This is a genomic window from Embleya sp. NPDC127516 (assembly GCF_044765325.1).
Taxonomy (GTDB): domain Bacteria; phylum Actinomycetota; class Actinomycetes; order Streptomycetales; family Streptomycetaceae; genus Embleya.
This window is the reverse complement of record NZ_JBIWJT010000016.1, coordinates 163,091-189,776: the sequence shown is the minus strand read 5'-3', so window position 1 is coordinate 189,776 and position 26,686 is coordinate 163,091. Positions and strand designations below refer to the sequence as shown.

The following is a 26,686-nucleotide window of genomic DNA, read 5'->3' as shown; positions in this document are numbered from 1 at the left end:
GTTATCGCGCCTGGCGCACCGAACCGAACGCGTGCGCGACGATGTTCGACACGCTCTCCTTGCGCCCCGTACGCACGGCGCCCGGCAGCAGCGTCAACGCGTGCAGCCGCGACGCGACGTGGAAGCGGGCCGCCTTGGCCGTGCGGGACCAACCGTGCTCCTGGGCGACTTTGGCCAGTTCCAGGAAGTAGCGGCGCTCCTCGGCGAACCGGGCACCGGTGCCGGCCGTGGTCGAGGAGATGCTGGCCGCGTGCCTGCGGTACTGGAAGCAGGTCGTGCTCGAGACGAGCAACTCCTCGCCGCGAAGCAGCAGTTCCATGACCAGCGCGAGGTCCTGGGTGACCCGCAGATCCTCGCGGAACGACACCGCCTTGAGCGCGTCGGCACGCCAGCACATCGACGGGAAGTACAACCAGTTGCCCCGCACCAGCCCGGTGGCCAACTCCTGGCCGCCCATCAGCCGATGGCCGTCCACCTTGGGTGCGTAGATCCGCCGCTTGGTCCCGTCCACCAGGGTCCGCAGCGGCTGGCCGAGGCCGTCGATGACCTCGACACCCGGCTGGATCATCGCGACGTCCGGAGCCACCGCGAGCGACGCGCGCATGCACTCGAGGTAGTTCGGCAGCATGATGTCGTCGGTCCCCATCAGGACCACCCGGTCGAACTCGACCAGACCGATGCACTTGCGGTAGTTGCCGGAGACGCCGAGGTTGCGTTCGTTGCGCTGGTACCGCACGCGCTTGTCGCCCAGCGCCTCGAACCACTCCGCGACGCCCTCCTCGCGGCCGTCGTCGACCACGGTGAGCCGCCAGTCCCGATCGGACTGCGTCATGACGCTCCGCACGGCGGCCTGCATCAGCGAAACGGGGCCGTAGTACGGCAACATGATGTCGAACGTGGTCATGGGATTCATACACCTAAGTGATCGGGCGACGGAGCGAGCGGTGGTGCGTCCACCATCGAGCCGGATCAGGCCCCGGATGCCCGGGCCTTCAACGGTTCCCACCAGGGTCGATTGGCCCTATACCAGGCTACGGTGTCCGCGAGACCTCGGTCGAAGGGTATGGCCGGAGCGTAACCGAGTTCGTCCTGGATCTTTTGGATGGACAACGAGTAGCGCAGGTCGTGCCCCTTGCGGTCCTCGACCCGGCGAACCATCCCCCAGTCCGCCCCGCACGCTTCCAGAAGCAGGCCGGTCAGTTCCTTGTTGGTCAACTCGACGCCACCGCCGATGTGGTACGTCTCGCCGGCACGCCCGAGGCGCATGACCTTCTCGATGCCCGCGCAGTGGTCCGACACGTGCAGCCAGTCCCGCACGTTCGCGCCGTCCCCGTACAACGGCACCGAGTGTCCGTCGAACAGGTTGGTCAGGAACAGCGGGATCATCTTCTCCGGGAACTGGTACGGCCCGTAGTTGTTGGAGCAGCGGGTGAGCACGACGTCCATGCCGTGCGTGCGGAAGGCCGCGAGGGCCAGCAGGTCGGAGCCCGCCTTGCTCGCCGAGTACGGCGAGTTGGGGGCCAGCGGCCAGCCCTCGGTCCACGAGCCCTCGGCGATCGAGCCGTACACCTCGTCGGTGGACACGTGGACGAAGCGATTCACCCGGTGCTTGCGCGCGGCGTCGAGGAGGACCTGGGTGCCCACGACGTTGGTGGTCACGAACTCCATCGCACCGGAGATCGACCTGTCGACGTGGGATTCGGCCGCGAAGTGCACCACGACGTCGTGACCGGGCACGATCTGATCGACCACGTCCGCATCGCGAATGTCGCCCTGGACGAAGGTGTATCCCGGGTGTCCCGCGACGTCGGCCAGATTGGCGATGTTGCCCGAGTAGGAAAGCTTGTCCAAAACGGTGACCGTGTCGGACACGCTCGAACGGGACAACAAACCCCGAACGAACTCCGAGCCGATGAAGCCGGCCCCACCTGTAACCAAGATCTGCATAGAGAGGGGATTCTACACGCAGCCCCCCAAGCCTTTCCGGTGACCCCGCGAGTCGTTCGGGACCCACTCGTGATCCGACCGAACCTGGTGTTCACCCGCACCACGTAGGGTGTGCGCCATGCGCGGCATTCTTCTCGCGGGTGGCACCGGCTCCCGTCTGTGGCCTTTGACCCAGGCTGTCTCGAAGCAACTCATGCCAGTCTTCGACAAGCCGATGATCTACTATCCGCTGTCCACTTTGATCATGTCCGGCATCCGCGAGATCCTGGTCGTCACCACCCCGCACGACCAGCCGCAGTTCCGACGTCTGCTCGGGGACGGGTCGCGACTGGGCCTGCGGCTCGAATACGCCGTGCAGGAGCGGCCCGAGGGAATCGCGCAGGCTTTCGTACTCGGCGCGGACTTCATCGGCGACGAACCGGCCTCCCTCGTCCTGGGCGACAACATCTTCCACGGTGTCGGTCTGGGACGGCAGTTGCGCGGCCACACGAATCTGACGGGCGCACGCGTCTTCGCCTGCCCGGTCGCGAACCCGAGTGCCTACGGCGTGGTGGAGTTCGACGCCGAGGGTCGGGCGCTGTCCATCGAGGAGAAGCCCACTCGGCCCAAGTCCCGTTACGCGGTCCCGGGGCTGTATTTCTTCGACAACCGGGTCGTGGAGTTCGCTCGCGACCTCAAGCCCAGCGCACGCGGCGAGTTGGAGATCACCGAGATCATCGACGCCTACCTGCGCGCGGACGAACTGAGCGTGACGCTGCTCGATCGCGGCACGGCGTGGCTGGACACCGGGACCTTCGACTCGATGGTCCAGGCGTCCGAGTTCGTCCGGGTCATCGAGCAGCGCCAGGGGCTCAAGATCGGCTGTATCGAGGAGGCCGCCTGGCGGGCGGGCTTCATCGACGAGGACGCGGTACGGGCGATCGCGACCCCCCTGCTCAAGAGCGGCTACGGCAAATACCTGCTCGATCTGCTCGACTACGGTGAGGGCCTGTCCCCCAATCCCGACAAGCGTTGACGAGGAAGCTCGCATGGATATCCGCCCGCTCAGCATCGACGGGGTCTGGGAGATCACGCCGCGCCTGCACGGCGACCCGCGTGGCATGTTCACGGAGTGGTACCGGTTCGACCACCTGGCGAAGGTCGTGGGTCACCCGCTGGATCTCGCTCAGGCCAACATGTCGGTGTCGGCTCGCGGCGTGGTCCGCGGCGTGCACTTCGCCGACGTCCCGCCCGGGCAGGCGAAATACCTGACCTGCGTGCGCGGCGCCCTGCTCGACGTCGTGGTCGATCTGCGGGTCGGGTCCCCGACGTTCGGTCGCTGGGAGAGCGTGTTGCTGGACGATGTCGAGCGCAAGGCGCTCTACGTCTCCGAGGGCATCGGGCACGGATTCTGCGCGCAGTCCGAGGACGCGACGCTGGTCTACCTGTGCTCGGCCACCTACGCCCCCGAGCGGGAACACACCGTGCATCCGCTCGATCCCCGGTTGGCGATCGACTGGCAGACCGACGCGCCTGTGCTCTCCGCCCGGGACGCCGAGGCCCCTTCGTTCGACGACGCGACCTCCTCGGGGCTGCTCCCGCAGTACTCGATCTGCAAGGACTTCACCGACTCGCTCGGTTCCGTCGGCGCCTGATCCGGCGCGGTCGACGCCCCGTACGCGCAACCCGCGACGGGGTTGTGAACGTCTCGATTCCTGTCCTGCCGGTCCATCCGCGCGTGATCGCCCGCGGGTCGACCGGCAGGCCCTTGCCCGGCCCCATTGAAGGAGATACCAGGTGGAGTGCGCCCCGTCGCCCGACCTTCCCACGTCCTCACCACCGAAGACCCTGCCGACGACGGCGGCCTCGTCGCCGGCGCCCTGGTGGCGGCGCCCGCTGTTGGTCTGTGCGGAAGGCGCTGTGGCGGTACTCACCGCGGTGGTGTTCGCCGTGTGGGCTCGCAACATCCGGGTCAACCCGATCAACCGGATCGGCCAGGTCAGCGGTCTGGCCATGCTGCAACTGCGGATGACGCTGATCGCGCTGCTGGTCATCGCGGCGCTGGTGATCGCCTACCGGCGGTTCGGTCCGGACCTGCAGGCGCTGTTCGTGCGCCTCTCGTGCGCCGTCGTGGCCGGACTCGCCACCGGCTTCGTCGCGGGCGGCACCACGATCGGCCTGCGCGGCACGCCGTGGCCGATCAACGGCGTCGGCGGTGACGTGGGCACCCTCGCGAACTGGGCGGGGGCGATCAACCGGGGCGAGTCGATTCCCTCGGGCGTGTACCCGCCGCTGTTCCCGGAACTGCTCGCGCTGTGGGCGAAGGTGTTCCGGCACGGGAACACCTCGTACGCCCTCCAGGACCTGCAGATCCTGATCATGGCGCTGATCGGACCGGCCGCCTACCTCGCCTGGCGCCTGTGGTTCCAGCCGCTGTGGGCCCTGGCCATCGGCGTGACCAGCTCGATCCCGCTGTACGAGCCGGTCAAGCCCTACACCACGATCGTGCTGGTCGTGTTCGTGCCGATCATCGCGAAGTTCATCCAGGTCCTGCGCCGATCACCGCAGATGACGACACGCGATCGGGTGACCACCGGTGTGGCCTTCGGCGTGATGCTGGGCGTGATGGTGATCGCCTACTCGGGCTGGTTCGTCTGGTCCGCGGCCGGTGTGCTGGTGACCTGTCTGCTGGTGTTGCCGTGGAAACGCGGCTTCAAGGCGGCGATGGTCTTCGTGGTCGCGACGATCATCCCGTTCCTGATCATCGGCGGCCTGTACATCAAGGACCTGCTGCTCAAGGGCGGCGGCGAGAAGGACGACTACTTCTACTTCGACACCAAGGTCGACCCCGCGTACTTCCTGATGTGGCGCGGCGACTCGCCCGGCGAGGTGGGCATGTGGCCGCCGCCCGGCGAGCTCGGCGGCGTCGGCGTGTTCATGTTGATCCTGCTGCTGGGTCTCGCGGTCGCGCTCGCGCTCGGCATGCGGCGCTCGCTGGTGCTGGCACTCGTGGCCTGCCTGGCCAGCTCGTGGCTGATGCGATTCTGGTTCGCGTCGCACATGTTCCAGGACCAGGCGGTGCAGCTCTACCCGCGCACCTCGATCGAGCTCGCCTACGTGATGCTGCTCCTGGTGGGCGTGGCGATCCACCTGTCCGCGCAACGGCTGAAGTCGCTGTGGAACCGGTTCGTCGTGCACCGCGCGGACCCGGCCACGGACGCCGAGCCCAAGCACGTCGGCGCGCGCTGGCGCACGACTCCCGGGATGGCGAGCACGATCGGCGCGCTGGCCGCGATGGTCCTGCTGTTCGGCACCGCGGCCTCGTCGGTCGCCGACGACATCATGCCGGTGGACGACTCGAGCATCGGTTCGCTGACCTACCGCTCGCACCAGTTGCAGAAGGCCGGCGGCGAGTGCCCGCGCTACGCGAACAAGCAAAAGTGCCAGCGGTTGGGCACCCCGCCGTGGAAGCTCCCGGTCCGCAACACCCCGGGGGCGAACAACGGCTGAGCGGGGACCGCGGGACCCAAGGGCCGGGCGGTCCTAGCGGTTCACCGATACGGAGGGCGGCGTCGAGGTCGAGGAACCCGGCGCCGCCTTCGTCGTGTCCGGGGTGGCCGTGTCGGCTTGGGCGGGCTTGGGCTCCGGCAACCGGGACCGGAACAGGCCCGGGGTCCAGTCCTTCAACCGCATCGCGGGCTTCTCCACCAGGTACCACGAGGCGGCGGCCAGAACGAAGGTGCCGACCAGCGACAGGCCGAGGTAGGCCATGAAGCCGTGTCGGTTGTACCCGAGCACGACCAGGAACTGCTCGACGACGAAGCCGTAGATATAGATGCCGTACGACAGGTCGCGCTTGCGGCCGACCACCCGGAAGGGCTTGGGCAGGCGCACCGCGAGCCACATCAGCGCGTACGCGAAGGCCGGGAAGCCGATCACGAAGAAGCCGCCGAAGCGCATGCTCGCGAACAACGCGACGATCGAGACCACGCCGAGCACGTCGTTGACCGGGATGCGCTCCTGGTAGAGCTGGAAGAGCATGCCGACGCAGAACAGGAAGCTCAGGTAGATCAGGTACTGGCTGTGCAGCGGGCCGATGAACTCGCTCAGGATCGGCACGTGGATGTCGGTGCCGTTGGTGTTCTGCGGACCGCGCCAGCCGGGGGCGTTCACCAGGTCCATCACGATCCAGCCGTACAGCAGGGTGGTCACCAGCAGCACGAACCGGCGGGATCCGCGCAGCACGCCGGACCAGGCCATCGCCGCGACGACCACGTAGCAGGTCATCTCGTAGCTCAGCGACCACAGCGCGCCGTCGAAGCCGGGGTCGAAGGCGTGCCCCTCCTTCTTCCCGGTGGCCAGGATGTTGGAGATGTCCAACTGCCGCAGACCGGTCCACCAGTTCGCGCGGATGTAGTCGAACGGGCCTTCGCCATGGCGCCAGAAACCGTCCAGCGAACCCTGCTGGTGACGGAACATGATCGGCGCGGCCACCAGCGCGGTGAACAGCACGCAGACCCACAGACCGGGCAGGATGCGCAACATCCGGTGCCACAGGTAGCGCCCGGTCGTGGTGCGCATGCCGCTGCGGGTGATCAGGAAGCCGGACAGCACGAAGAAGCCGTACACGGACATCCGGCCGAGGCCGACCTGCATGCCGGTGAAGCCGTTGCCCGGCTCGTGCTTGCCGAAGCCGCCCAGGATGTGCGCGTGCGCCACCACGACCGCTGTCGCCAGCAGGAGCCGGATCAATCCGATGCTGTTGTCCCGGCCGGAGAATCGTTCGGCCAGCGTTCCTTGCCGACCCACTCCGAAGTCGCGTCGCACGCGCTTTACGCCCTTCCCGATGTGGCCGCCCGGAAGCGACGCAGGATCCCCCCTGGGCGAATATGCGCCCTGCCCACGAGATCCTGTGCATGGTAACGGTCGACCCGACCCCGGGTCAGGCACCCTGGAGGGCGGGCGCCGCGGGGGTCGCCACGCGCGATTCGCGCACCCTCCGCGAACCCGGGATGCCGGGTAGGGTCGCCTCATGAAGTGGCTTGTCACCGGCGGTGCCGGGTACATCGGGACGCATGTCGTGCGGGCGTTGCTCGCGGCCGGCGAGGATGTGGTCGTCCTCGACGACTTCTCCACGGGCGCGCGCGAACGGGTTCCCGAAAATGTGCCGCTGGTGGTCGGCTCGGTGCTGGACCGGGCGCTGCTGGACGAGACGTTCCGGGCGCACGCCGTGGACGGCGTGGTGCACATCGCGGCGAAGAAGCAGGTGCCCGAATCGGTCGCGCGCCCCCTCTACTACTACGAGGAGAACGTCGAGGGTCTGCGCGTCCTGCTCGCGGCCATGGTCGCGGCCGACGTCACGCGCGTCGTGTTCTCCTCCAGCGCCGCCGTCTACGGCATGCCCGACGTCGACCTCGTCGACGAGGAGACCCCGTGCCTGCCGATCAACCCGTACGGCGAGAGCAAGCTCGTCGGCGAGTGGATGATCAAGGCCACGGCGCGCGCGCACGGCATCTCGTACGCCGCGCTGCGCTACTTCAACGTCGCGGGCGCGGGCGCGCCGGAACTCGCGGACGAGGGCGTGTTCAACCTCGTGCCGATGGTGCTGGAGAAGCTGACGGCCGATCAGGCGCCGGTGATCTTCGGGGACGACTACGACACCCCGGACGGCACCTGCGTGCGCGACTTCATCCATGTGGTGGACCTGGCCGAGGCACACGTGGCGGCCACCCGTCGGCTCGGCACCGACCCGGACGCGCGTCTGGTGCTCAACGTCGGTCGCGGTGAGGGCACGTCGGTGCGCGAGATGGTGGAACTCATCCGCGAGGTCACCGGTTTGCGCGACATCGCGCCGGAGCTGCGACCCCGGCGCGCGGGCGACCCGGCCCGGGTGGTCGCGAGCGCCGATCGCATCACCACCGAACTGGGCTGGAAGGCCCGGCACGACACGGCGGACATGGTGGAGAGCGCGTGGGCCGGCTGGCGCGCGCAGCGCGGCTGAGTCCCGCACACACCGCCCGCGGCGCCGCGCATCAGCCGGCGCCGCGGGCGGTGTCGCGTCGCGATCCCGTGACGACGCAGGGTGAAGTCTCCTGGGGCAAATCGGACATGACGTGCTTCGTCTGTGGGCCGAATCACGTCGATCACGGGTGCGTACGCCCCTGTCGGTGGGCAGGGGCCCGGTCCGCGCGACGCCACACGCGATGCGGGTGTGACGAACGGGGCGTAGGTGATCTTTCCCGGGTGATCGGCGTACGCCGTGACCAAGGGCCGATGTCACGCGTTCCCTGCCCTTCCACCACGGAACGCCAACTACGGTCCTTTCCGTAAGGGATCATCTACATTGCGCTCATCCGCAAAACGGATAATCGACGTCTATCCGACACAGACTTGTGATCTTCGGCGAGGCCTGCTTAGCGTTCGATCCGTCCGTATCCCACACGGACCCCGATCGCCGGTACGCCGAATCCTGTCGCCGGCCGTTCGGGAGGCTGACGAGCACCACACGACAGGAGCGGGGGAACCACAGGTGAACCGCCGCGAACGGCCCCGATCTCGATGATCGGACGCCGCGAACGGCTTGGGGTGAAGCCATGTCCTTCGGGACGTGGCCGGGCTATCGATCTCCGGCCCGAATCCGACAGCTCACCTCGTAGGCGTGGGAGAGGATCCAGCCATGCTGTCCGGAACCGGGCGTCATCGCCGTCGCAGCACCAGTAGGACCACGCGTCTGATCGCCGCGGCGGGTGTCGCCGGAGTCGGCGTCGCCATGCCGATCATCGGCGCGGGCACCGCCCAGGCCGCCTCCGTGAGCACCTGGGACAAGGTCGCCCAGTGCGAGAGCACGGGCAACTGGCAGATCAACACCGGAAACGGCTTCTACGGCGGCCTGCAGTTCACCGCGAGCACCTGGAAGGCGTTCGGCGGCACGGAGTTCGCCGCCCGCGCCGACCTGGCGACCAAGGGTCAGCAGATCGCGATCGCCGAGAAGGTCCTCAAGGGCCAGGGCCCCGGCGCGTGGCCGGTGTGCTCGGTCAAGGCCGGCCTGACCCGAGGCGGCGCCGCCGCCGACGTCGACACCGGCTCCTCGGCCGGCAAGACCGCGCCGAAGACCGCTCCCAAGACCGAGACCGCCAAGCCGGCCCCGAAGAAGACGGCCGCCGCGCCGAAGATCGAGGTCAAGACCGAGGCTCCGAAGACCGAGGCCCCCAAGGCCGAGGCCCCGAAGACCGAGGCGCCCAAGACCGAGACTCCGAAGACCGAGCCGGCCGCCGCGACCTCGTCCTACGTCGTGGTCACCGGCGACACGCTCTCCAAGATCGCGAACGCCGCGCACGTGCCCGGCGGTTGGCCGAAGCTGTACGAGGCCAACAAGTCCGTCGTCGGCGAGAACCCCGACCTGATCTTCCCGGGCCAGAAGCTCACGGTCGACGGCAAGGCCGCGCCGACCACCACCAAGACCGAGGCCGCCGCGCCCAAGGTCGAGGTGCAGAAGGCCGAGACGCCGAAGACCGAGGCCCCCAAGGCTGAGGCTCCGAAGGCCAAGACGGAGAGCAAGCCGGCTCCGAAGGCCGCGACCACCAAGACCGAGGCCGCCAAGACCGAATCGACGACGACCGCCTCCGGCTCGTACGTCGCCCCGGTCTCGGGCGCCACGCTCACCGCGAGCTTCGGCTCCGGCGGCTCGCGCTGGTCCAGCGGCAGCCACACCGGCCAGGACTTCGCGGTCTCGACCGGCACCACGGTGCGCGCGGTCACCTCGGGCACCGTCGTGTCGGCCGGTTGGGGCGGCGCGTACGGCAACGAGGTCGTCATCCGGCACGCGGACGGCAAGTACACCCAGTACGCGCACCTGTCCTCGATCTCGGTCAAGGCCGGGATGAAGGTGCAGACCGGCCAGAAGATCGCGCTCTCCGGCGCGACCGGCAACGTCACCGGCCCGCACCTGCACTTCGAGGTCCGCACCACGCCGAACTACGGCTCCGCGGTCAACCCGATGACCTGGCTGCGCAGCCACGGCGTCAGCGTCTGAGTCACCCGCTCCACCCGCTGCATCGAACGGCGGGCGTTCCCTCCAGGGAGCGCCCGCCGTTCGCGTGTTCAAACCGGTGCGCGTGTGCGGACGATTCGCATGTGCGGACCGGTGCGCGTGCCCGGACGGTGCCGTCAGGGCAGCCGCGCGGTGCGCAGCGCACCGTCCGGACCGAGCCACAGGGCCACCGCGTGCCCGGCGCCGTCCGGCGCGCCGGTGGGATCGACCGCGACCGTGCGCTCGTCGAGCACGACCGGCGCCCCGGACGCGCCGAGGACGATCGGCCGGCCGTCGGCGTCCCGGGTCAGCGTCGCCGTCGTGCCGTCCGGTCGGGGCACTCGGCTCAACGCCTCGTAACCCGCGCCCGCGGCTCCCGAGTCGGCCGGCACCCACCCGTTCGGCCCGCCCTCGACCACGCTCGCGATCTCCGGTGTGCCGGCGCGCCGGTAGGCGACACCCACCCGGCCGTCGGCGCCCACCGACACGGCGGGCGGGCCCGCCGGTCGCTCGGCCGCGATCGTGCGCGGCGGCCCCGACCGCTCGCCGACCGGTTCCCAGTAGCGAATGCCCTCACGCGCCGTGCCGAAGACCACGACCCGGCCGTCCGGGCGGGTCACCGCGCCGGGCCCCTCGACGATCTCCCCGCCGCCCAGGTCCCGCCACGCCGACCACGTGTCGCTCCCGGCGGGCCGATGACGGCCGCTGATCCCCTTGTCCCGGTCGCGCACGAACAGGTACAGCCCGCCCGCGCCGTCCACCCCGACCACCGGTGTGCCCGGGCCGCGTCCGTCGCCGTCGGGGTTGCCCAGGCCGCGCCACGGCCCCAGTTCGCCGCCGGGCGTCGTCTCGGTCGCCGTGAGGATCTCGAACCGGTCCCGATCGGCCCGGCGGGCACCGCCGATGCGCAGCACGAACACCGCGATCCGGCCGTCCGCGATGCGCACCGCGGCGAGCCCCGGGGCCAGTTCGCCGTCGCCGGGGCCGGGCATCGAGTGCGCCGGGGACCAGTTCGGGCCGCCGACGGCGTCCTGGGTCCACCGGGTGACGCGCCCGCCGAGCACGGCCCAAGCGGTGAGCCGGCCGTCCGCGCCGAGCACCGGGCGCACTCCCGCGTTCGGGTAGCGATAGGTGGTGCTCTGCGGCCAGTTGGTCCCGGGCGCGGTGTCCCGCACCTTGAGGTCGCCGCAGTCCACCCGACCCGGGCAGTGACGCACCCGGTCCGTCCAGCCGTACACCCGGATGATCCCGTCCTTGCGCTCGCGCGCCGCCGGCGCCAGATTGTGCGGCCAACGCTCGTTGTAGTAGCCCCGGTAGGCGATCGCGGCGGCGCTCGCGGCCGGTCGATCGGCGTTGTACCGGCGCAGCGCCTCCCACGTGAACTGTGCGGCGGCGGTGTGGTCCTGGTGGTCCGAGACACCACCGTTGTCGGCGTGTACGGGGTGCGCGCCATCGTGTCGCTGCCGGTCCGGCTCCGGGTCGAGCGTGCGCACCACGGTCGGCGTCTGGGCCCGCATCAGGTCCGCGAGCGAGTCGATCAGGCCGTCCCTGGTGTACGTGTAGGGTCCGCCCGCCGGCTCGTCCCGCGGGGCCAGCGTGTCCAGTTCGCGTTCCGAGCCGTTCCACAACGTGCGCAGCCGCCCGTGCGCGCCGATGCCCTCCTCCTTGCGGGTGTTGAGGAACACCAGCTTGATGTTCGGGGCGTCCACGAGTCGGTCGAGTTCGGCGTGCGCGCCGTCGCGCAGCCGTACGCTGTGCCGCTCCCAGCGCGCCGCGCGATCCCCGAGCGCCATGAACGCGTACGCGGCGCGTGAGCCGTTGTTGCGCGCGGCGGCGTACGCCTGGGGATCGGGCCGTCCGCCGGGGCCGTTGCGCCCGTCCGCCTCACCCGCGGTGAGGAAGACCGTGACGCTTTCCGTGCCCGCCCGCACCGCGCGGTCCACGTCGGGGTTCATGAAGTAGAGGTCGTCGTCCTGGTGCGCGACCACCTGCATCACCGCACCGGTCGTGCCGGGCCGCGGTGTCAGGGTCTCGATGCCGATCGGTCGGGTCGGCGCGTGGTACGGGGGCGAACCGTACGGACCGGTCAACTTCACCACCCCGAGCGCGAAGCCCAGCGCCAGGACGCCGACCACCGCGGTGAATCTTCCGGTGCCGGGGATCATCGCCATCTCGGCCGGTACCTTTCTGCCGTCGCGGGCGAACCGACCTCATCATCGCCGGTCGCCGGCGCCCGCCCGCACCCGGCACGGCCCGATCGGCCGGCGGGAATCGCGTGGCGCCCCGGCGGTCAGCGCGCCCGCGCGCCGCCCGCGTCCGCGCCGCGCGGCTCGGCCGCGGCCGGAAGTCGGGCCGGCACCTTGCCGCCCGACGCGGTGGAGCGGCCCGGGTCGGCGGCCGGACTGCCCGCGCCCGAATCGTTGTTCGCCGAGCCGGGGCTGCGGTCCGGCAGCGACTTCGCGCCCTCGGGCGTGACCCGGGTCGCGCCGATGTAGTCCGGCTTGTCGATCGGGCCGAACTTGATCACCGTGCCGGTGTACGGCGCGTGGATCATCTGGCCGTTGCCCACGTAGATCCCGACGTGGTGGATGCTGCGCGGGTCGCTCAGGTCGGTGGCGAAGAACACCAGGTCGCCGGGCAGGAGTTGGTCGCGTGAGGGGTGCCGGCCGGCGTTCCACTGGTCGTTGGCCACCCGGGGCAGCTTGATGTTCACCGTCTCGTAGGCGGCCTGGGTCAGCCCCGAGCAGTCGAACCGGCCGCCGTCGGCCGCGGTGCCCTCACCGCCCCACAGGTAGGGGGTACCGAGCTTGGTCTGCGCCCAGTTGACCGCGCCCGCCGCCTGCGCCATCGGCTGGAGCGGGGCCTGCACCACGCCGAAGCTCTGCTCCAGCGAGCGGATCGACTTCACGTAGTCCTGGGTCTGGGTGTACGGCGGGATGCCCTTGTACTGCATCACCCGGTACGCGCCCGCGTTGTACGCGGCGAGCATGTTGTTGGTGCGGTCGCCGGGCACCGAGGCGACATATTTGGCCAACGAGCAGTCGTAGCGCGCCGCGGCCGGGATGGCGTCGGCGGGATCCCACGGGCTCGACTTGCCGTCCCCGTTGCCGTCGGTGGCCCACTCCGGCCACGTCGTGGGCATGAACTGGGCGATGCCCTGGGCGCCCACGTTGCTCACCGCGTTCGGGTCGAAGCCGCTCTCCTGGTAGAGCTGCGCGGCGAGCAGCGCCGGGGAGATCTCCGGGCAGAGCCGCCCCCACTTGTCGATCGCCGCCGCGTACGCGGCGGGCACCGTGCCGGGAGCCAGCGCCATCGTGCCGCCCACGCCGGTCTGCGTACCGGACGCGGATTGCATCGCACCGACGCCTACAGTGAGAAGACCGACCAGACCGAAGGGAATCGCGAACGCGATGCCACCGGCGACCCAGGCTTTGCGCATGGCGGGCACCCCCGATTCTTCGCGGCCTGGACGGGCCGCGACGGACTCTCCGTCCACATTGTGCGTGCCACGATTGCTCAGCGCAATCACCCGTGATACACACAGTGAGCAGACACACTTGCCGAGGTGGTAGCCCGATCGGCTTCCCCACAGCACAATAAACGAACGACCACTCCTCCGGTCGAATGCGACCGGAGGCAACCAAAAGCCCGACCTCGGGGGCGGTGAACAACGTGTTTCTTGGCGAAGGCAATGGCGACATCAATACGATCATCGGCGGGATAGCTCCGGACTGGGGCCCGTTCGCGAAGCTGGGGGCGGAGGCCCGGATCATGGTCGAGGTGATCATGGCCGTCGCACTGCTGCTTTGTCTGGCCCTGGCCATCTGGGGCGCGGCGAAGCAGCGCATAGGTGCCACCGCGATGCGCGACACGTTCAGCGCGGAGCAGGGCAAGGGCCTCATCATCGCCGGCCTGACCGGTGTCTTCATCATCGGATCGCTCGGGACGCTGTTCACGATCGTGTACGGAATGGCGATCTAGACCGATTCGCACCCTGCCGTCCCAAGGTGGCGAATCCCGTGGTGTTTCATCCCGGGCGCGGCGCACTTCGGTGTGCCGTGCGCCCCGAAACCGGAATGCCCCATTCCGCATTCGAGGCAAAGCAGCAATTCCGGTTCCTTTACCGGACAATCGAGCCTGTGTTCACGCAACAGCGCGGTGCCACCGGAATGAGTTCCCGTCTGGGAAGATCGTTCCGGCTGCAACCGAACCCGGCGGCGCTCCGCCGCCGGGGACAGTGTTGTGCGCGCGGGTCGTCCGTATCTTCCGGCCTGCCGCGGTAAGGGGGACAGGCCATGAGCGACGAGGAACCGGTCACGCGTACCCGGCTGCCCAGACCCACCTCCTCACCGGAGGATCCGGAGCCCAGACGCAACCCCATACTGTCCGGGATCGGTGTGGTCGTGGTGGTCGCCGTGGTGATCGTTTCCCTGTTGTTCGCCGCCAACCGCTCGGACGAGGACGACGGTTCCACCACGGGGGACGCCGCGAAGACCTCCGCCGCGCCCGAGGCGTCGAGCGGACCACCGCTGTCCGCCGCCCAGTTGCCCGAACGCGTCGAGTCGGGTGTGCCGGTCGGCTACCCGCAGACCGCGGAGGGCGCCCAGTCCGCCGCGGCGAACTTCGTCGTCGCGTTCGGCTCGGACCGGATGTTCCGGGCCCAGCCGCGCACCGCGATCATCACCACGGTCACCGACCCGGCGGTCCGGGACGGTCTGCTCGCGCGCGCCGACCAGACCTACCGCACGCAGACCACGACATTCGGCCTGCAACCGGACGGCTCGCCGCCCAAGGGACAGACCTTCGTTTGTCGGGCCGTCCCGATGGGCACCAAGTCCGTTGTCTTCACCGCCGCTTCGGCGACCGTCGAGGTCTGGAGCGTCGGCGTGGTGGGCCTGGCCGGACCCGGCTCCACCAAGCCGGTGGCCGAGGCGTGGAACACCACCACGATGAAGTTGTCGTGGGTGAACGGCGACTGGAAGCTGGTCGAGTTCAGTCAGAAGGAGGGCCCGACTCCGGTCTCCGGGCTACAGGATCCGTCCAGCGCCAACGACATCGCCAAGGCCGACGGGGAGTTCGGGGAATTGCGCCATGCACGCTGACCGGGAACGCCGCAGCCTTCGCAACCGATTCCTGACCCTCGGCGGGACACTGACCGCGGCCTGGACCGTCGTCGTGCTCGGCGCCGGCCGCGCGTGGGCCGAGCCCACACCGGGCGCCACCACACCGCCCGGCGGTACACCCGCTCCCAGCGCACCCGCGAGCAAGCCGGAGTGCGACCTGCTCACCGGCCCCGCCAAGGACATCTGCAACAACGGCGGCCCCAGCGCTCCGGGCACCGGCACGCTGGGTACCGTCACCGACCCGCTCGGCTCGATCGCCAAGGGCTGCGCCGACGCGGCCACCTGGATCATCGACAAGCTCGCCGGCGCGGTCAACGACACCACGCAGGTGGACTTCACCAACCCCGGCTTCCTGCGCCAGTACGCGGTGGTGTTCGCCGCGTCCACGTTCCTCACGCTGATCCTGTGGATACTCGCGGTCGCCAAGCGCGCCGTGCGCGGGGTCCCGATCGGCACCGCGATCAGCGAGGCGGTCGGCTACCTGTGGCTCGCGGTGATCGCGTCCGCGTTCACGCCGCTGATGCTGTATCTGGCCGTCTCGATGACCGACGCGGTCACCGCGGCCATCGCCACCGGTACCCAACAGGACACCAACAAGTTCCTCGGCGGCTTCTCCAAGGCGCTCGATCCCGCGAGCGACCTCGGCGGCGGGCCGGTGATGCTCATCTTCGTGTCCTTGCTCTCGATGGCCGCCGCGGCCGTGCTGTGGGTCGAACTCCTGGTCCGTGCCGCGATGTTGTACGTCGGCGCGATCCTGGGCACGGCGGTGTACTCGGGTCTGGTGGACAAGGCGATGTGGCACCACGTCCGGCGCTGGGCCGGGATCATGATCGCGGTACTGCTCGCCAAACCGGTGATCGTGATCGTGCTCGGATTGGCCACGGCGGTCACCGCCGGCGGCAAGGACGACGCGTTCTCGTCGGTGCTCTCGGGCCTGGCGATCCTGTTCCTGTCCATCTTCGCGAGCGTGCTCATCTATCGTTTCGTCCCCAGCATCGGCGACGACATGGCCTCGCTGCACAGCAGCCGCAAGGCGATGCAGTCGGCGGGTCCGGCGTCCATGGTCAACGGCCCGGCCACGTACGTGAAGCAGGGCATCCAGGCGCACGCCTCGCGGGGATCGACCGGTTCCGGCTCTGCCCCGGTGACCGCGAACGCCGTATCGTCGGGCATTGCGGCCCATGGCACCAGGGGCGGCGGATCGGGCGGCGCCCCGACTCCGGCACCGACGCCTCCGGCCAACCCCGCGGCAACGCCTCACGCGAGGAACGGTAAAGAGTAATGACTACGCAACCGGTCGCCCGACGGCGGACCTTCCTGATCGGCAAGGCCAAACCCACCGCCGTCATCGGCAAGAACCGCGAGCCCGGTGAGATCTTCCTGATCATCGCGGCCGGCGGACTCGCCCTGATGTGGGGCCTGTTGGTGCCCGTCCTGGTGATCCGCATCGCCGGTCTGGTCGGCTTCCCACTGCTCGCGTTCGCCGCCGTGTACATGCCGTACAAGAAGCGCACGTTCTACAAGTGGTGGGAGATCAACCGCACCTACAAGCGCACGCTCAAGCGCGGCGCGAAGTACCGGTCCGCGGTCACCGAGGCGGGCACCAGGCTGACCGGCCAGGGTGTCGCGGTCGGTGCCCCGCCCGGGGTCGGCCGGGTGACCTGGTCGAGTGTGCCGTTCGGCCCGGACGACCTGACCGTGCTGCTGCACCTGGAACGGCGCACGGTCACCGCCGCCGTCGAGATCGAGGGCCCGGGTGTGGGGCTGCGCGACTCGGAGGACCAGGAGGCGCTGGTCGAGCGGTTCGGCACGCTGCTCAAGCACGTGGCCAACGGCGACGGTTTCGTCACCCGGTTGCAGGTGCTGGCCCGGACGCTGCCCGCCGACCCGGACGCGCACGCCAAGGACGTGGCCCGGCGCGGCGACCACAAGGCGCCGCTGTGGGTCCAGGACTCCTACGAGCAGCTCCAGTCGATGGTCTCCACCTCCTCCGAGCAGCACCGGGCCTACCTGATCGCGTGCATGCACTACACCCGGGAGCTGGCCGCCGAGGCGAACGTGATGGGCAAGGGCGACAAGGGCATCGGCGTGGTGATGGCACGTGAACTCACCGACGTCTGCGCCCGGTTGACCGAGGCGGACATCCGGGTCCGGCAACCGCTGAACGAGGCCCGGCTGTCCTCGCTGATCCACTCGATGTACGACCCCGAGCACCAGATCGACGCGTTCGAGGGCATGCAGGCGCGCTACGCGTGGCCGGCCGAGCTGGACGCGACGCACCAGAACTACCTGGAGGCCAAGACCCGCGAGTCGGATTCGGCCGAACCGTGGTGCCACGCCACCGCGTGGATCAAGGAGTGGCCGCTGACCCCGGTCGGCGTCAACTTCCTGGCCCCGCTCCTGGTGCACACCCCGGACGTGATCCGCACCGTCGCCGTCACGATGGACCTGGAACCCACCGACGTGGCGATCGAGCGCATGCTCACCGAGAAGACCAACGACGACGCGGACGCGGCCCGCGCGGCCAAGATGAACCGGGTGGTCGACCCGCGCGACATGGCCCACACCGGCCGGGTCGACCAGCGCGGCGAGGACTTGGCGGGCGGCGCGGCGGGAGTGAACATCGTCGGCTACATCACGGTGTCCTCGCGCAATCCCGACCAACTCTCCCGGGACAAGCGCACGATCCGCGCGTCGGCGGGCAAGTGCTTCCTCAAGCTGGAGTGGTGCGACCGCGAGCAGCACCGCGCGTTCGTCAACACGCTGCCGTTCGCGACGGGCATTCGCAAGTGAGCGTCGGCGGCCACGACAGTGGCCGCGACCAAGGGATGAGGTGATCACGTGTCAGGTCTGATGTCCGCGTTGACCCAGGGCTTCTCCGGCATCATCTTCGGCCGCAACGAGACCCAGCGGCTGCCGGTGCGTACGTCCACCGGCCAGGCCCAGGCGGTCTACCTGCCCACGGCCGCACCCGGGCTGGGCGACTCGGGCGTGATCATCGGCCGCGAGGTGTACTCCGGCAAGGGCTACATCTACGACCCCTTCCAGCTCTACGGCCAGCAACTGCCCGCACCGCACTGGCTGGTCCTGGGCGAGTCCGGGAACGGCAAGTCGGCGCTGGAGAAGACCTACGTGCTGCGCCAGCTGCGTTTTCGCGACCGCCAAGTGGTGGTCCTGGACGCGCAGGGCGAGGACGGCGTCGGCGAGTGGAACCTGATCGCCGAGGCGTTGGGCGTCAAGCCGGTCCGACTGGACCCCAACGACCTCTCCGGCGACGCGGTCCGGCTCAACCCGCTGGACCCGGCGATCGCCGTCACCGGCCAACTGGCGCTGTTGCGCACCATCATCGAGGTGGCCATGGGCCACGCGCTCCAGGAGCGCGCCGGCTACGCGCTCAAGGCCGCGCACACGCACGTGATGCGCACCGTGCACGGGCGGCAGCCGATCCTCCCGGACATCGTCGAGGCGTTGCGCAATCCGACCCCCGAGTCGTGCGAACTGCTCAGCCTGGACGTCAAGGACGTCCGGGTCTGGGGTCTGGACGTCGCGCTGGTCCTGGACCGGCTCACCGACGGCGACCTCAAGGGCATGTTCGAGGGGCCGACCACGGACGGCATCGACCTGGACTCGCCGCTGATCATCTTCGACCTGTCGCACATCGACCGGAACTCGATCGCGATGCCGATCCTGATGGCGATCGTCGGCGTGTGGCTGGAGCACACCTGGATCCGCCCGGACCGGGTCAAGCGCATCTTCCTGGTCGAAGAGGCGTGGCACATCATCAACAGCCCGTTCGTGGCCCAACTCTTCCAGCGCCTGCTCAAGTTCGGCCGTCGGCTGGGTCTGTCCTTCGTCGCGGTCGTGCACCACCTCTCCGACGTGGTGGACGGCGCGGCGGCCAAGGAGGCGTCGGCGATCCTGAAGATGGCCTCGACCAGAACCGTGTACATGCAGAAGTCGGACGAGGCACGCGCGACCGGGAAGGTGCTCGGCCTGCCCCGGTGGGCGGTGGAGATCATCCCGACGCTGACCCCGGGTATCGCGGTGTGGGACGTGAACGGCAACGTACAGGTGGTCAAGCACCTGATCACCGACACCGAGCGGCCGATGGTCTACACCGACCGCGCGATGACCGAGGACGCGGTGGAGGAACGGGTGCGCGCCGAGGCGGCGTTGGCCGACGATCCGGCGGCGTAGATGGGCTCGCCCGGACAACCGCCGGAACCGCGCCTGCCCACGCCGGGCCGGGCGCCCTCGCGTGGCGTGCCGGACGGTCTGCTGATCGCGGGCCTGTTGCTGCTGATCGCGGGCACCGCGGTGATCTGGCTCTCCACCGGGTTGGCCGCGCTGGCGAGCGGCAAGGACTGGCCGGACGGGGTCACCTACCGCCGGTCGGCGCTCGCCATGCGCTCGGTGTTCGGCACGCCCGACGACCTGCCGCGCGCGTGGCCGGACACCCCGCCGGGGCAGTTGCCCACCCCCACCGCGTTCTGGGTGTCCTTCGGCTTCGTGGTGCTGCTCCTCCTGATCGCGGCGGGGTGCGTGTTCCGGTGGTGGTTGCGCCGGATGGCGGCGAGGGCCGCGCGTGCGCCGGCGGCGGCCGCGATCGCGAACGCACCGGCACAATCGCCGAATTCACTGGCCCCGAAACGGAATCAGCGGCTCCCCGACGGGGAATGATGCGCTTGCGTCCTCGTCGAGGACGCCCCCGAACGTGGCCGGGCCTGGTCGCCGCGTGGCCGCACGGTCACCCGGCGATCGGCCCGACCCACCATGTTCGTGGCCGCATGGCCCTGATGGGACTCGGCCGGCGGTTGGCTGGTCGATGCCATGGAGTGGCCGCGGACGCCGGCCGGGCCGAGATGTCGCCGGCTCCGGGTGACGGTGACGGGTGACGGTTTCAGTCCGTCCAGGTCATGCATTCTTCGCAGCGGTAGGCGCGTGGGCCGGACTTGTATTCCACCTTGTCGGATTTGCGGTAGTACTTGCACGCGCGGTTCTTGCAGACGATCGGGTGGCCGTCGACCGCCTCGGCCGGTAACGGCGCCGTCTCGTAGGTGCACGGCGTGGGTGGGAGCTTCTTGTAGTAACCCCCCGTCGCCGGCAGCGCGGTCGGGTCGAACGGTGAACACGCGGCCCCGTCGGACACATCCTCGGACACGTTCATGGCACCTCCTCCGTGTGCCGGCACGCTAGCCGAGAAACGGGTGCGGGGCGGGTGGTTCGGGATGGTTCCGCCCGAAGGGCCGACGGGGCCGCGTGGGTTCAGTCGCGGGCCGGCAGGCCGGCCGCGCGTCCGTGTACGGCGATCGAGGTCAGCACGAGGAGTGCACCGAGCAGTTGCACCGGACCGAGTCGCTCACCGCGCAGGAGCGCGGAGAGCACGGTCGCGGTCAGCGGCTCGAGCAGCACCGCCACGACGGCGCCGGCCGGGTGCGCGCGGCCGAGCGCGGTGAAGTAGGCCACATACGCCGCCCCGGTGGGCAGCACGCCCAGGAAGACCACCGCGCCCAGGACGTCGGCGCGCATCGGCACGGTCATCCCGACCACCAGCCCCGCGGGCAGCAACAGACAACCCCCGAAGAGGAATCCGAGGCCGGTCACCGCGACCCGATCGAGCGTGGGCAGGGCCGGTCGGGAGTCCAGGGTCAGCACCGCGAACCCACCGGCGGCCACCAGTGCGAAGCCCGTACCGACGAGCGCGCCGCCCGCGCCGCCCGCGGGTGTGCCGAGCAGCAGGACCAGACCCAGCGCGGCGGCGGCAAGGCTCGCGAGCACGATCCGGCCGGGTCGGCGCCGCTCGCGCACGGCCGTGCCGACGGTGACCATGAGATGTACCGCGACCATGGTGGTGAGCGTGGCCAGACTCACCGAGCCGGCCACCACGGCCGCGAAGTAGGCGGCCTGGAACACCGTGAACAGCGCGCCGGCGCTCGCGATCCGGGCGAGCTCGGCCCGGCTCGGGCGGCGTACCCGCAGCCGCCCCGTGGCCAGCGCGTAGCCGGTGATCAGCAGACCGCCGGCGAGCAGCCGGTAGGCCGCGATGGCCACCGGGTGCAGGCCGGCGCGGCCGGCCAGGACCGCGCCGGCGATCCCGCCGGTGCCCCACAGGACTCCGGCGAGGACGAACAGATCGAGCCCGGATCGGGTGTTCCGGGCAGCGTGCACGAAGGTACGAACAGACATGGAATGGCTCCGACTTCGACGCCAACAGGACAACGTCGGAGCGGGGCGGCACCGGTTCGGGCCAGGTCGGGCTGGGGCCGCGACCCGGACTGTCGGATCGGACCCGGGGACACCCCGCTCAGTGGCGGGGCGGCGGGCAGATCGACCAGTCGCGGTGCATGGACGACACCCTAACGCCGCGCCGGCGCCGCGGGCAGGTGATTTCGCGGTGCCGGGAGAGGGTGTGAAACGTTTCTTCGGGGCAGCAGCCCACCATGGACGAAACGTCGAAGGAACGACTGGACCGCGAACTGAACGAGTTGCTCCAAGGGCTGCGCATCGCGCTCCCGGGTGTGCAGTTCATGTACGCGTTCCTGCTGACGGTGCCCTTCGCGCAGGGCTTCGCGCGGGTGACCGAGTTCCAGAAGGACGTCTTCCTGGTGGCGTTGATATCGACCGCGCTGTCCTCGGTGTGCTTCATCGCGCCGGCCGTCCAGCATCGACTGCTCTTCCGGGGCGGCCTCAAGGACGTCCTGCTCAGGCGGTCGAACCGCTACGGAATCGCCGGCGCGGTCGCCCTCGCGGTGGCCATGATCTCGGCGATCCTGCTGGTCGTGGACTACCTTTTCGGCCGTTCCTGGGCGTTGTCCATGGCGATCCCGCTCGCGGTGCTGATCCTGTGGGTGTGGCTGCTCCAGCCGATGGTCACCCGTTTCCGGCGGGCCGGCGACCCGCTTCCCTGAAGCTTCGCGCACAAGACTTCAGAGCGGGTCGCGTCGGATCCGTATCAGGTCAGACCCATTCCAGGAGCCGGGCCGCGTGCGCCCGGACCGGGCACGGTACGGGCACGCCGCAACCGCACTCGCCGGCCTCGGCGGGCCGGTGCCGGATCAGCGTGCGGGTGACCACCAGGCGGTAGTCCAGCAGTGGGTCCTCGGCCGGGCGCGGGGCCCTCGGGCGCGGCGCGCGCAGGATGCGCGGCGCCGGTCTGGACAGTCCCTCGGGCAGCGGTCGGTCCAGCCGCTCGATGTCGCCGCGTTGCCTCGGAATGCGCACTCGCATGTATCCGGTCCCCTTCTCGTCCGGTCCCGCCGTGGCGGCGCACCCGAGCGTGGCAGCGCTCGGAGCCCGCCGGATCACTCCGTGTCCAGGCGCCCGCCCGCGTCCGGCTGGGATTCCTCGACCCGCGCGAGCATGCCGCGCAGGCCGGCCGCGAGGGCGTGCCGCTCGGCCGGACCCAGGTCCTGGAGCAGACCGGCCTCGAAGACCGCGGCCTCGCGCACCACGCGCAGCCACACATCCCGACCGGTCGTGGTCAGTTCGACGATCACCCGCACCCGGTTCTGCTCGTCCCGGGTTCTGGTGACCAGCGCCTCGGCGACCATCCGGTCCAGCCGATGGGTCATCGCCGCCGGGGTCAGGCCCAACCGGCGGGCCAGGTCGCCGGGGCTGAGCCGGTAGGGGCGGCCGACCAGCACCAGGGCCTTGAGCACCTCCCACTCGGCGTTGGTGATGCCCAGCGCGGTGAGTTGGCGGCCGTACGCGACGTTCATCCGGCGGTTGAGCTTGGACAGCGCCGCCACGATCGTCTCGACCTGCGGGTCCACCTCGGGGAACTCGCGCTGGAAGACGGCGAGGTACTCCTCGATGTCGCCTTCGTCCGCTGTTGCCTGCTCGGCCCCCTCTGTCATGCCCGGAAGTATCGCATCTTCGGCCCGCTCGGCCGCCGTCTCCGGGCTGTCGCGACACAAGGCGTTGGACGGCGACGCTATAGATCCGTATAGTTTAGCTCTGAAGTCTTCAGGCTTGAGGACTCGGACTCTTCGGATCAGGCACGGCGGCGACGCCGGCGTGGGCCCGGACCAGGCGCGCCCTGGACTCCGGTCGCCCCCGGCGCACCCGCCTCGACGCGGATACAGGCGGTCCCCCGCCGCCGGACTCGGGCATGCCCCGGGCCGGCGACGGTCGGCTCGGCTGCTCTCGCACGCCTCCGTACGCCCGAGCCCGGCCTGCGGACCGATCCCCGTGGGCCGGAGCGGCCGGCCCGCGCGACCGGTAGTCGGGAGGTGTGTGATGGCGACCCAGGGCGCTCTGCGTCGGATCCAGCTCGGTAACGCGCTCAGTGCGTTCGGCAGCGGTTTCACGGTGCCGTTCCTGTTCGTGTACGTGACGCGGGTACGAGAGCTGTCGGCCGGTCAGGCCGGCCTGATGTTCAGCGTGCTCGCCATCGCCGCGCTGTGCGCGCTCCCGATGGTCGGTCCGGCGATCGACCGGCGCGGCCCCCGCCCGGTGGTCGCGGTCGGCTCGGTGGTGGCCGCGCTCGGCGCGCTGACCCTGGGTCTGGCCCGCGGCGAGCTGCCGGTGATGGTGGGCGCCGCGCTGCTCGGAGCCGGCGTGGCCGCGATCCAGCCCGCGCTGGCGACGATGATCGTGCGGTGCACGACGGCGCCGACCCGCGCTCGCGCGTTCGCGCTCCAGTTCACCTTCAACAACCTGGGCCTGGGCATCGGCGGGTTGATCGGCGGCCTGATCGTCGACCCGTCGCGGCCGGCCAGCTTCACCCTGCTGTTCGCCATCGAGACCACGATGTTCCTGGTGCTCGGCGCGGTGTGCGGAACGGTCCGGCTGCCCGCGGTGCCTGCCGCGCCGGCCGGGACGGTGCCGGGCGCGGGTTTCCGGCATCTGCTGCGAGACCGCGCGATGGTCCGGCTGTGCGTGGTCAGCGCGGTCATCTTCTTCACCTGCTACGGCCAGTTCGAGTCGGGCCTGGCCGCGTTCGCGACCGAGGTCAGCCGGATCTCGCCGAGCATGCTGGGCGTCGCGCTCGCGGCCAACACCGCGGTGATCGTGCTCGGTCAGCTCACCGTCCTGCGGATCACCCAGCGCCGCCGGCGCAGCACGGTGATCGCGGCCACCGGCCTGGTCTGGCTGCTCGCCTGGATCGTGACCGCGGTGTCCGGCCTGGTGCACGGCGACAAGGTCGCGGCGGCGGTCACCATCATCATCACGTTCGCGCTGCTCGGCGTGGGCGAGTCGCTGCTCGCGCCGACGCTGGGGCCGATGGTCGCGGACCTGGCACCCGCGCACCTGCTCGGCCAGTACAACGCGGCCCAGTCCCTGGTGAAGCAGCTCGCCATGGCAGCGGGTCCGGCCTTCGCCGGCGTCATGGTCGGCGCCGGCCTGTACGGCCCCTACCTGGCCGCCCTGATGGCCTGCTCACTCCTGATCACCGCACTCGCCCTACGCATGCGCCACACCCTCAACCCCACCCAAAACGGCACAATAATCGCCGAATCCACCCCCCACCCCACCCCCCAGGCCCTCACAGCCTGACCACCAACCTCAACCCCGGCCGGCACATGACGCCAACTCAGCCCGGCCGGCGCTTGAGGCCACCCAGCCCGGCCGGCGCTTGAGGCCACCCCAAAGCAACCCACCGCCCAAGGTCAGCCAAAACCAATCCAGCCCGGCCGGCGCATGAGGCCACTCAGCCCGGCCGGCGCTTGAGGCCACCCCAAAGCAACCCACCGCCCAAGGTCAGCCAAAACCAATCCAGCCCGGCCGGCGCTTGAGGCCACCCAGCCCGGCCGGCGCATGAGGCCAAAAACCCCATCACCCCAACGGGAACTCGCACCAGACCGTCTTGCCCTCGTCCGTGAGCCGACTCCCCCACGACTTCGCGATCGTCGCCACGATCGCCACCCCACGCCCACTCTCGTCGTCGGCCGCGGCCCGCCTCCGCCGCGGCACGTGATCGTCCGCGTCCGAGACCTCGACGATCAACCGCTTGTCGGTGCGCCGAAGGCGCAACCGCATCGGCGCGGCCCCGTGGGTGAGCGCGTTCGCGACGAACTCGCTGACCGCGAGCACGCCCAACTCGCGCAGTTCCTCGCCGACCTGCCAGCTCGCCAGCACGCCCGACGTGAACGCCCGGCCACGCGCGGCCACCTCGCTGCCGCCGAGCAGGTCCAGCGACGCGGTCCGGAACAGCCGGGCCTGGGCGCCTTCCCGACGCGGCAGTTGCAGCACGAGCATGGCCATGTCGTCGTCGTGTTCCTCGGGCAATTGCATGTGCGCGATCAGATGGTCGCGGACCGCCTCGGGTTCGCCCACCGACGACAACAGCGCGGCGCCCAGCGTGTCGATGCCCTCGTCCAGGTCCTCGCCCCGGCGCTCGACCAGGCCGTCGGTGTACAGCACCACCGTCGAGCCCGGGTCCAGGGTGATCCGGCCGGAGGTGTGCGGCCAACTCGCACCCGTGCCCAGCGGCGGCCCGTTCGCGTCGTCGAGCTTGTGGATCACGTCCTCGCCGTCGCGGACCAGCGGCGGAAGGTGGCCCGCCGTCGAATAGGTCAGCACGCCCTCCCCCGGGTCGTAGACCGCGTACGCGCAGGTGGCGATCTGGGTGGCGTCGATCTCCATCGCGGTCTCGTCGAGCAGTTGCAGGATCTCGTGCGGCGGCAGGTCCAACCGCGCGTACGCCCGGACCGCCGTGCGCAGTTGACCCATCACCGCAGCGGCGCGCACGCCCCGACCCATCACGTCGCCGATCACCAGCGCGGTGCGGCCCGCGCCCAGGGTGATCACGTCGTACCAGTCGCCGCCCACCGCGGCGTCCGTGCCGCCGGGCAGGTACTTCGCGGCCACGATCAGGTCGTCGGGGTTCTCCAGCCGCTGCGGCAGCAGGCTGCGTTGCAGGGTGACCGCGGCCTGCCGGTGCCGCCGCTCGCTCTCCCGCAGCCGGTCGGTGGCCTGCACCTGGTCGGTGACGTCGACCGCGAAGACCAGCACGCCCCGCGTGTCGCCGCCGCGCCCGGCCGCCTCGGGTCGTACCGGCGTGCAGACGAACGTGTAGTAGCCGTGCTTGCGCTCGCTCTCCGGCATGCCGGGATACGTCTCGCCGCGATGGTCGACGCGGCGGGCGCGCACCGTCCGCCCGCGCCCGGTCCGGTAGACCTGATCCATCAGCGTCAGCAGCCCGTGCTCGGCCAACTCGGGCAACGCGTCCCGGGCCGGAACGCCCGATCTGCGCGCGCCGAAGACCGCCCGGTAGGCGTCGTTGACGTAACACAGCTCGTGGTTCGACCCTCGGGTGACCGCGATCAGCGCGGGCGCGTGGGCCAGCACGTCGCGCAACGGGAAGGTGTCGTTCGATTCCTGGCTGCGTGCCGCCGGCACCGAGCGCCGCCGGTCACCGGCCAGCCGGGCGCCCCACCGAGTGATGTTCAACCGCTCGCTTCCTAGGGAGTTCGTTCACGCAAAGCGCATGGAGGTTTACCGCAGGTGACATCACCAGTGTGGGCGAAAGTCGGCCGTGAGGGAATCACGTCCCGTGACCGGGCCCCCGTTCGGGGTACCACAGGAGTGCGCTGTGGCAATGTACGGGACCCGGTCGCGAGACACTCAACCCTCGGGCACCACGGCAGCCTACGAGCCCGCCGGT

The 26,686-nt window shown here is 70.2% G+C and carries 23 protein-coding genes and 1 riboswitch; of the genes, 13 read left to right on the top strand and 10 right to left on the bottom strand.

Translation table 11 applies throughout. The features are described from left to right. Nucleotide 1: 1 nt before the first annotated feature. Together ACIRL2_RS29655 and rfbB are read right to left on the bottom strand one after the other, a co-directional pair. Nucleotides 2-904, bottom strand: coding sequence for a glycosyltransferase family 2 protein (locus tag ACIRL2_RS29655; protein ID WP_395864449.1), 903 nt, complete (start codon nucleotides 902-904; stop codon nucleotides 2-4). 65 nt (nucleotides 905-969) lie between these two features. Further along, a complete protein-coding gene (gene rfbB, locus ACIRL2_RS29650; RefSeq protein ID WP_395864451.1) occupies nucleotides 970-1,947 on the bottom strand; it encodes a dTDP-glucose 4,6-dehydratase in 978 nt (325 codons plus the stop codon). Nucleotides 1,948-2,065: 118 nt separating this feature from the next. On the opposite strand from rfbB, the gene rfbA reads away from it, so the two are divergent. The 3 genes from rfbA (at nucleotide 2,066) to ACIRL2_RS29635 (ending at nucleotide 5,436) form a co-directional block, all read left to right on the top strand. Next, nucleotides 2,066-2,962 (top strand): glucose-1-phosphate thymidylyltransferase RfbA, encoded by an 897-nt coding sequence (rfbA, locus tag ACIRL2_RS29645; protein ID WP_395864453.1) that lies wholly within the window; start codon nucleotides 2,066-2,068, stop codon nucleotides 2,960-2,962. 13 nt (nucleotides 2,963-2,975) lie between these two features. Continuing rightward, nucleotides 2,976-3,581 (top strand): dTDP-4-dehydrorhamnose 3,5-epimerase family protein, encoded by a 606-nt coding sequence (locus ACIRL2_RS29640; protein ID WP_395864455.1) that lies wholly within the window; start codon nucleotides 2,976-2,978, stop codon nucleotides 3,579-3,581. A gap of 265 nt (nucleotides 3,582-3,846) precedes the next feature. Next, nucleotides 3,847-5,436: a hypothetical protein gene (locus ACIRL2_RS29635; RefSeq protein WP_395864457.1), complete on the top strand. Its 1,590-nt coding sequence runs from the start codon at nucleotides 3,847-3,849 to the stop codon at nucleotides 5,434-5,436. A gap of 33 nt (nucleotides 5,437-5,469) precedes the next feature. Here ACIRL2_RS29635 and ACIRL2_RS29630 read toward each other — a convergent pair whose 3' ends face one another. Next, nucleotides 5,470-6,753 carry an acyltransferase family protein gene (locus ACIRL2_RS29630; RefSeq protein WP_402236028.1) on the bottom strand — a complete coding sequence of 428 codons (1,284 nt, stop codon included), beginning with the start codon at nucleotides 6,751-6,753 and terminating at the stop codon, nucleotides 5,470-5,472. 205 nt (nucleotides 6,754-6,958) lie between these two features. On the opposite strand from ACIRL2_RS29630, the gene galE reads away from it, so the two are divergent. Together galE and ACIRL2_RS29620 are read left to right on the top strand one after the other, a co-directional pair. Continuing rightward, nucleotides 6,959-7,927 carry a UDP-glucose 4-epimerase GalE gene (galE, locus tag ACIRL2_RS29625; RefSeq protein ID WP_402236025.1) on the top strand — a complete coding sequence of 323 codons (969 nt, stop codon included), beginning with the start codon at nucleotides 6,959-6,961 and terminating at the stop codon, nucleotides 7,925-7,927. Nucleotides 7,928-8,376: 449 nt separating this feature from the next. Beyond that, a riboswitch (cyclic di-AMP (ydaO/yuaA leader) is annotated at nucleotides 8,377-8,598 on the top strand. A 4-nt stretch (nucleotides 8,599-8,602) separates the two neighbouring features. After that, the gene (locus ACIRL2_RS29620; protein WP_402236022.1) at nucleotides 8,603-9,958 is read left to right on the top strand and encodes a transglycosylase family protein; all 1,356 of its coding nucleotides are present in this window, start codon (nucleotides 8,603-8,605) and stop codon (nucleotides 9,956-9,958) included. A gap of 134 nt (nucleotides 9,959-10,092) precedes the next feature. On the opposite strand, the gene ACIRL2_RS29615 is transcribed toward ACIRL2_RS29620, so the two are convergent. After that, entirely contained in the window at nucleotides 10,093-12,126 is a 2,034-nt protein-coding gene (locus tag ACIRL2_RS29615) for a PIG-L family deacetylase (protein WP_402236019.1), read from the bottom strand. Nucleotides 12,127-12,245: 119 nt separating this feature from the next. Beyond that, the gene (locus ACIRL2_RS29610; RefSeq protein ID WP_402236017.1) at nucleotides 12,246-13,394 is read right to left on the bottom strand and encodes an NlpC/P60 family protein; all 1,149 of its coding nucleotides are present in this window, start codon (nucleotides 13,392-13,394) and stop codon (nucleotides 12,246-12,248) included. 233 nt (nucleotides 13,395-13,627) lie between these two features. Between ACIRL2_RS29610 and ACIRL2_RS29605 the strand changes: the two genes are divergently transcribed. The 6 genes from ACIRL2_RS29605 (at nucleotide 13,628) to ACIRL2_RS29580 (ending at nucleotide 19,758) form a co-directional block, all read left to right on the top strand. Next, nucleotides 13,628-13,936 carry a hypothetical protein gene (locus ACIRL2_RS29605; protein WP_395864725.1) on the top strand — a complete coding sequence of 103 codons (309 nt, stop codon included), beginning with the start codon at nucleotides 13,628-13,630 and terminating at the stop codon, nucleotides 13,934-13,936. 314 nt (nucleotides 13,937-14,250) lie between these two features. Continuing rightward, on the top strand, nucleotides 14,251-15,057 hold the full coding sequence (locus tag ACIRL2_RS29600) for a hypothetical protein (RefSeq protein ID WP_402236014.1): 807 nt from the start codon (nucleotides 14,251-14,253) through the stop codon (nucleotides 15,055-15,057). After that, on the top strand, nucleotides 15,047-16,360 hold the full coding sequence (locus ACIRL2_RS29595; protein WP_395864471.1) for a hypothetical protein: 1,314 nt from the start codon (nucleotides 15,047-15,049) through the stop codon (nucleotides 16,358-16,360). Before ACIRL2_RS29600 ends, ACIRL2_RS29595 begins: the two co-directional genes overlap by 11 nt. Beyond that, a complete protein-coding gene (locus ACIRL2_RS29590) occupies nucleotides 16,360-17,871 on the top strand; it encodes an SCO6880 family protein (RefSeq protein ID WP_402236012.1) in 1,512 nt (503 codons plus the stop codon). The genes ACIRL2_RS29595 and ACIRL2_RS29590 overlap by 1 nt, the downstream gene beginning before the upstream one ends. A gap of 60 nt (nucleotides 17,872-17,931) precedes the next feature. Beyond that, nucleotides 17,932-19,275 carry an ATP-binding protein gene (locus tag ACIRL2_RS29585; protein WP_395864727.1) on the top strand — a complete coding sequence of 448 codons (1,344 nt, stop codon included), beginning with the start codon at nucleotides 17,932-17,934 and terminating at the stop codon, nucleotides 19,273-19,275. A gap of 66 nt (nucleotides 19,276-19,341) precedes the next feature. Beyond that, complete coding sequence (locus ACIRL2_RS29580; protein ID WP_395864474.1) at nucleotides 19,342-19,758, top strand: hypothetical protein; 417 nt, start codon at nucleotides 19,342-19,344, stop codon at nucleotides 19,756-19,758. Nucleotides 19,759-19,978: 220 nt separating this feature from the next. On the opposite strand, the gene ACIRL2_RS29575 is transcribed toward ACIRL2_RS29580, so the two are convergent. Next, entirely contained in the window at nucleotides 19,979-20,245 is a 267-nt protein-coding gene (locus tag ACIRL2_RS29575) for a hypothetical protein (RefSeq protein ID WP_395864476.1), read from the bottom strand. Nucleotides 20,246-20,343: 98 nt separating this feature from the next. After that, the gene (locus tag ACIRL2_RS29570) at nucleotides 20,344-21,264 is read right to left on the bottom strand and encodes a DMT family transporter (RefSeq protein ID WP_402236009.1); all 921 of its coding nucleotides are present in this window, start codon (nucleotides 21,262-21,264) and stop codon (nucleotides 20,344-20,346) included. 254 nt (nucleotides 21,265-21,518) lie between these two features. On the opposite strand from ACIRL2_RS29570, the gene ACIRL2_RS29565 reads away from it, so the two are divergent. Next, nucleotides 21,519-21,986, top strand: a complete 468-nt coding sequence (locus ACIRL2_RS29565) for a DUF6328 family protein (RefSeq protein WP_402236007.1) — start codon at nucleotides 21,519-21,521, stop codon at nucleotides 21,984-21,986. Nucleotides 21,987-22,035: 49 nt separating this feature from the next. Here ACIRL2_RS29565 and ACIRL2_RS29560 read toward each other — a convergent pair whose 3' ends face one another. Together ACIRL2_RS29560 and ACIRL2_RS29555 are read right to left on the bottom strand one after the other, a co-directional pair. Then, nucleotides 22,036-22,305 carry a hypothetical protein gene (locus ACIRL2_RS29560; RefSeq protein ID WP_395864481.1) on the bottom strand — a complete coding sequence of 90 codons (270 nt, stop codon included), beginning with the start codon at nucleotides 22,303-22,305 and terminating at the stop codon, nucleotides 22,036-22,038. Between the two features lie 74 nt (nucleotides 22,306-22,379). After that, nucleotides 22,380-22,934: a MarR family winged helix-turn-helix transcriptional regulator gene (locus ACIRL2_RS29555; protein WP_395864483.1), complete on the bottom strand. Its 555-nt coding sequence runs from the start codon at nucleotides 22,932-22,934 to the stop codon at nucleotides 22,380-22,382. 382 nt (nucleotides 22,935-23,316) lie between these two features. Here ACIRL2_RS29555 and ACIRL2_RS29550 point away from each other — a divergent pair, with 382 nt between their 5' ends. Beyond that, on the top strand, nucleotides 23,317-24,576 hold the full coding sequence (locus tag ACIRL2_RS29550; protein ID WP_395864485.1) for an MFS transporter: 1,260 nt from the start codon (nucleotides 23,317-23,319) through the stop codon (nucleotides 24,574-24,576). Nucleotides 24,577-24,855: 279 nt separating this feature from the next. Here the strand turns inward: ACIRL2_RS29550 and ACIRL2_RS29545 are convergent, their stop codons facing one another. Then, nucleotides 24,856-26,472: a SpoIIE family protein phosphatase gene (locus tag ACIRL2_RS29545; protein ID WP_395864487.1), complete on the bottom strand. Its 1,617-nt coding sequence runs from the start codon at nucleotides 26,470-26,472 to the stop codon at nucleotides 24,856-24,858. Between the last annotated feature and the right edge of the window lie 214 nt (nucleotides 26,473-26,686).

Coding starts and splice junctions, on each gene's coding strand:
- ACIRL2_RS29575 (WP_395864476.1), bottom strand. CDS start 20,245: ATGAACGTGTCCGAGGATGTGTCCGACGGGGCCGCGTGTTCACCGTTC.
- ACIRL2_RS29655 (WP_395864449.1), bottom strand. CDS start 904: ATGACCACGTTCGACATCATGTTGCCGTACTACGGCCCCGTTTCGCTG.
- rfbB (WP_395864451.1), bottom strand. CDS start 1,947: ATGCAGATCTTGGTTACAGGTGGGGCCGGCTTCATCGGCTCGGAGTTC.
- ACIRL2_RS29620 (WP_402236022.1), top strand. CDS start 8,603: ATGCTGTCCGGAACCGGGCGTCATCGCCGTCGCAGCACCAGTAGGACC.
- ACIRL2_RS29570 (WP_402236009.1), bottom strand. CDS start 21,264: ATGTCTGTTCGTACCTTCGTGCACGCTGCCCGGAACACCCGATCCGGG.
- ACIRL2_RS29590 (WP_402236012.1), top strand. CDS start 16,360: ATGACTACGCAACCGGTCGCCCGACGGCGGACCTTCCTGATCGGCAAG.
- ACIRL2_RS29615 (WP_402236019.1), bottom strand. CDS start 12,126: ATGGCGATGATCCCCGGCACCGGAAGATTCACCGCGGTGGTCGGCGTC.
- ACIRL2_RS29585 (WP_395864727.1), top strand. CDS start 17,932: ATGTCCGCGTTGACCCAGGGCTTCTCCGGCATCATCTTCGGCCGCAAC.
- galE (WP_402236025.1), top strand. CDS start 6,959: ATGAAGTGGCTTGTCACCGGCGGTGCCGGGTACATCGGGACGCATGTC.
- ACIRL2_RS29550 (WP_395864485.1), top strand. CDS start 23,317: ATGGCGACCCAGGGCGCTCTGCGTCGGATCCAGCTCGGTAACGCGCTC.
- ACIRL2_RS29600 (WP_402236014.1), top strand. CDS start 14,251: ATGAGCGACGAGGAACCGGTCACGCGTACCCGGCTGCCCAGACCCACC.
- ACIRL2_RS29640 (WP_395864455.1), top strand. CDS start 2,976: ATGGATATCCGCCCGCTCAGCATCGACGGGGTCTGGGAGATCACGCCG.
- ACIRL2_RS29565 (WP_402236007.1), top strand. CDS start 21,519: ATGGACGAAACGTCGAAGGAACGACTGGACCGCGAACTGAACGAGTTG.
- rfbA (WP_395864453.1), top strand. CDS start 2,066: ATGCGCGGCATTCTTCTCGCGGGTGGCACCGGCTCCCGTCTGTGGCCT.
- ACIRL2_RS29610 (WP_402236017.1), bottom strand. CDS start 13,394: ATGCGCAAAGCCTGGGTCGCCGGTGGCATCGCGTTCGCGATTCCCTTC.
- ACIRL2_RS29555 (WP_395864483.1), bottom strand. CDS start 22,934: ATGACAGAGGGGGCCGAGCAGGCAACAGCGGACGAAGGCGACATCGAG.
- ACIRL2_RS29560 (WP_395864481.1), bottom strand. CDS start 22,305: ATGCGAGTGCGCATTCCGAGGCAACGCGGCGACATCGAGCGGCTGGAC.
- ACIRL2_RS29595 (WP_395864471.1), top strand. CDS start 15,047: ATGCACGCTGACCGGGAACGCCGCAGCCTTCGCAACCGATTCCTGACC.